This is a genomic window from Microbacterium sp. HMWF026, from assembly GCF_003061325.1.
Classification (GTDB): Bacteria; Actinomycetota; Actinomycetes; order Actinomycetales; family Microbacteriaceae; genus Microbacterium; species Microbacterium testaceum_E.
Map to the genome: position 1 here is coordinate 1 of NZ_QAJB01000149.1, position 3,932 is coordinate 3,932.

Here is a 3,932-nt window from a genome sequence, read left to right on the forward strand (position 1 = left end):
GTCCAGAACACGCCGCGCCGACTCCGGCCGATGCGGCGTGTCGTGGACACTCACCGCGCGAAGACGGGCCGAGGGCTCACCACGAGCTCTTGCGGTAGTCCTTCAAGAAGATGCCGAACAGGTCCTCGCCGGCCTCGCCGCGCACGATCGGGTCGTACACGCGAGCGGCGCCGTCGACGAGGTCGAGCGGGGCGTGGAAGCCCTCTTCGGCCAGACGCACCTTGGTGAAGTGCGGGCGCTCGTCGGTGATCCAGCCGGTGTCGACGGCGGTCATCAGGATGCCGTCGGACTCGAACATCTCGCGCGCGCTCGTGCGCGTGAGCATGTTCAGCGCAGCTTTGGCCATGTTGGTGTGCGGGTGACCGGGGCCCTTGTAGCCGCGACCGAACACGCCCTCCATCGCCGAGACGTTGACGATGTACTTCCGCTTCGCCGTGGATGCCGCCATCGCGGGCCGCAGGCGGCTGACGAGCAGGAACGGCGCGGTCATGTTCGCCAGCTGCACCTCGAGCATCTCGAGGGGTTCGACCTGGTCGACGTGCTGGGTCCAGCTGTTGATGCGGTCCTCGTCGGGGATGAGTCCGCCCGCGTCGATCGCCGTCCCGGCCATCAGGCGCTCGAGCGACGACGAGCCGGCGGCCATGGCCTCGGCGGTCAGTTCGTCCGCGGTGCGCGCCGCCGACGCGAGGATCGGGTGCGCCGACACCGACTGCGCCAGGGCGAGCGGGTGGGCGTCGTTGGTGTGCCCGAAGGTGACGAGCTCGGGCAGCGGCCCGTCCGGCAGCGGTTCGAGTTCGGCATCCACCAGGGGTTTGTACGCCCCGGGCGAGCGCCGGACGGTCTGCGCGGCGTTGTTGATCAGGATGTCGAGAGGACCCTCGGATGCCACGGAGTCGGTGAGCCCGATCACCTGCGCCGGATCGCGCAGGTCGATGCCCACGACCTTGAGGCGGTGCAGCCAGTCGGCGCTGTCGGGGAGCGACGAGAAGCGGCGCACCGCGTCACGGGGGAAGCGCGTGGTGATGGTGGTGTGGGCGCCGTCGCGCAGCAGCCGCAGCGCGATGTACATGCCGATCTTGGCGCGACCGCCCGTAAGCAGGGCGCGCTTGCCGGTCAGGTCGGTGCGGGCGTCGCGCTTCTCGTGGCTCATCGACGCGCAGTCGGGGCACAGCTGGTGGTAGAACGCGTCGACGAGGGTGTAATCCTCTTTGCAGATATAGCAGGCGCGCGCCTTGATCAGCTCTCCGGCGAACGGCATGGCGGTGCGGGCCTGCAGCGGGATGCCGCGGGTCTCGTCGTCGATGCGGTCGGCGGCGCCGGTGGCGGTGGCGGCGACGACGGCGCGGTCCGCCTCGGCGATGCGCTGACGCTTCTCTTTGCGCGACTGCCGCTTGACGTCCTTGTAGAGCTTGCCGGTCTGGCGGCGCAAGGCGATGTAGGCGGGGTCGTCGTGGTCGAGCGAGGAGGCGGCGTCGATGACGCGCAGCGCGATCTCGAGCTCGAGCGGGTCGATGGTGGTCGACCGCGCGGCATCGCGGTCGGGGCTCAGCAGTGTTTCGGGCACGGGGCAGTGTATCGGGGCCTTGCTGAACGCCCGGTGGGCCGGGCGTGTCGCGGGGCCGTCAGCCGCCGACGGTCGCCCGCCGCGCCGGGTCGAACCGCAGCAGCCACCGCTGCGCCGGCACCTCGACCGTCCGATGCAGCACCCACGCGATCGCGAGCGCGATGCCGAACGCGGCGAGCGCGAGCGGCACGGCCTGACGCCACGGCAGTTCGGGGTGCCCGTCGGGCCAGGCCGACGACACCGAGGCGATGACGAGCAGGTGCACGAGGTAGAAGGCGAACGACACGCGTCCGAGCTCCTGCCAGAGCGGACGGGCGAGGAAGGTGGAACCGCGGTGCGCGTCGGCCGCGGCGAGAGAGGCGACCAGCAGCGCGAAGAAGCCGACGGTCGCGGCCAGGCCCAGGTGCACGTCGGTGCCGGGCAGGGTGGGCGCTTCGGACAACGCGTATCCGGCGACGGCGAGGGGTACCGCGAAGCGCAGGCGCAGCGGCATCCACTCCCCGCTCTTGACGAGCAGCGCGAGGCTCATGCCGATCACGAACTCGGGCAGGCGCAGGAGGGGGGTGGATGCCGACGACAGCACGCCCGGGGCGAAGGCGGCGATCTGCGGGGCCAGCGCCACCAGCGCGAGGGCGACCGCGACGACGATGACCTGTCCGCGGGTCGACAGCCGGACGAGCGGGCGGATGAGGAACGGGAACGCGAGATAGAAGAACGCCTCGCACACGAGCGACCAGCTGGCGGGGTTACCCGCCTGCCACCAGTCGGGCACCCACCCGTTGACCAGCAGCAGGTTGGCGGCGAGGGGTACTGCGCCGTCGGTGTGGATCTCGGGGATCAGGGTGGCGGCGGCGACCAGGGCGAGTCCCACGCCCACGACGTGCAGGGGGTAGATGCGGGCCACGCGGTGCCACCAGAACGAACCGGCGGACTGCTGCGGCTTGTACCCCCAGGCGAGGACGAAGCCCGAGAGGATGAAGAAGAGCGTGACGCCGGTCTTGCCGGCTTCGAACAGCACGCCCCACGCGACTCCGGCGTTCCCGCCGAAGTAGTTCACCGCCATCAGGTGGTGCCCGAAGATCAGCATCGCCGTGGCCCAGCGGAGCCCCGTGAGCGACGGCAGGTTGCGCAGAGCCGGACGGGGAGCGGATGCCGTTCCCGCGGCGGGGCGGGCCAGTGTCGTGCTGATGGTCCCCGCCTCCTCTCGAGCTGCGCGGTGGGCGCCCGAAGGGGCGCCTCGCGGCGAACCGGATCAGACGGTACCGGCCCTCCTTGAGCGCAACCTCAACATGGCCAGGGGGTTGACGGCGCGGCGCCCATCCGATCCGCCGCCCTCTCCGAACACTCACATTGGTGCGATCGCCCGCACCACGGCGTCTGTCCGCAGCGCCGCAGGTTGATCCCGGGAGGACCCGATGCGCGAGTCGCACACCCCCGCTCTGGCGTCTCTCGACGCGTACGCGAACGTCACCGACCTGCTCGTGCGGCGCGCGGCCGAGGCCCCCGCGCACGTCGCGTTCGAGGTGCCGCCGGCATCCGGTGACGAGTGGCGGCCGATCAGCACCGCGGCGTTCCTCGCCGAGGTGCGGGCCCTGGCGAAGGGCATGGTCGCCGCGGGGCTGGCGGCGGGCGAGGCCGTCGCGATCATGGCACCCACCCGCTACGAGTGGGCCGTCGCCGACCTGGCGACGTGGTTCGCGGGCGGCGTGGTCGTGCCCGTGTACGAGACCTCGTCGGCGTCGCAGGTCGTCGCGATCGCCGCCGACGCGGGCGTGCGCCTGGCGATCGGCGGATCCGCCGCGCACGGCGAGCTGCTGCGGGCGGCGCTGACCGACGCCCTCGGAATCTGGCTGATGGATGCCGGGAGCGGCATCCCCTCTCTCGACGACCTGGTCGCGCGGGGTCGGGGGGTGTCCGACGACGAGCTCGAGTACCGCCGCACGCGCGCCGGGCACGACGACCCCGCGACGATCGTGTACACCTCGGGCACGACGGGCGAGCCGAAGGGGGCCGTGCTGACGCACGCGAACTTCCTGGGGCAGGTGCTCAACATCGCCGCGGCCTATCGCGAGGTGGTGCACGCCGGCGGCAACACGATCATCTTCCTGCCGCTCGCGCACGTGCTCGCGCGGGGCCTGCAGCTGATCTGCATCGCCAGCGGCATGCGTATCGCGCACCTTGCCGACCCCGCGCGGGTCGTGCCGACGCTCGCGGTACTCCGGCCGACGTTCCTCGTCGTCGTGCCGCGGGTGCTGCAGAAGATCCAGGCCGCGGCGGGCGACAAGGCCACCGCGAAGGGCCTGACGCGCGTGTGGGATCGCGCCCGAGCCACGGCGATCACCGCCGGTCGGGTGGCGGAGCGGCGGGA

General features: G+C 71.8%; 3 protein-coding genes. 1 reads left to right on the top strand and 2 read right to left on the bottom strand.

Annotation, left to right across the window (positions count from 1 at the left end; genetic code table 11):
* Window positions 1-76: 76 nt before the first annotated feature.
* The gene (locus DBR36_RS06450; protein WP_258222597.1) at window positions 77-1,564 is read right to left on the bottom strand and encodes an SDR family oxidoreductase; all 1,488 of its coding nucleotides are present in this window, start codon (window positions 1,562-1,564) and stop codon (window positions 77-79) included.
* 58 nt (window positions 1,565-1,622) lie between these two features.
* Window positions 1,623-2,753 carry an acyltransferase gene (locus tag DBR36_RS06455; RefSeq protein ID WP_308810942.1) on the bottom strand — a complete coding sequence of 377 codons (1,131 nt, stop codon included), beginning with the start codon at window positions 2,751-2,753 and terminating at the stop codon, window positions 1,623-1,625.
* Window positions 2,754-2,979: 226 nt separating this feature from the next.
* Between DBR36_RS06455 and DBR36_RS06460 the strand changes: the two genes are divergently transcribed.
* Window positions 2,980-3,932 (top strand): AMP-binding protein (locus DBR36_RS06460; RefSeq protein ID WP_146185255.1); only part of this gene is annotated, 953 nt, incomplete at its 3' end.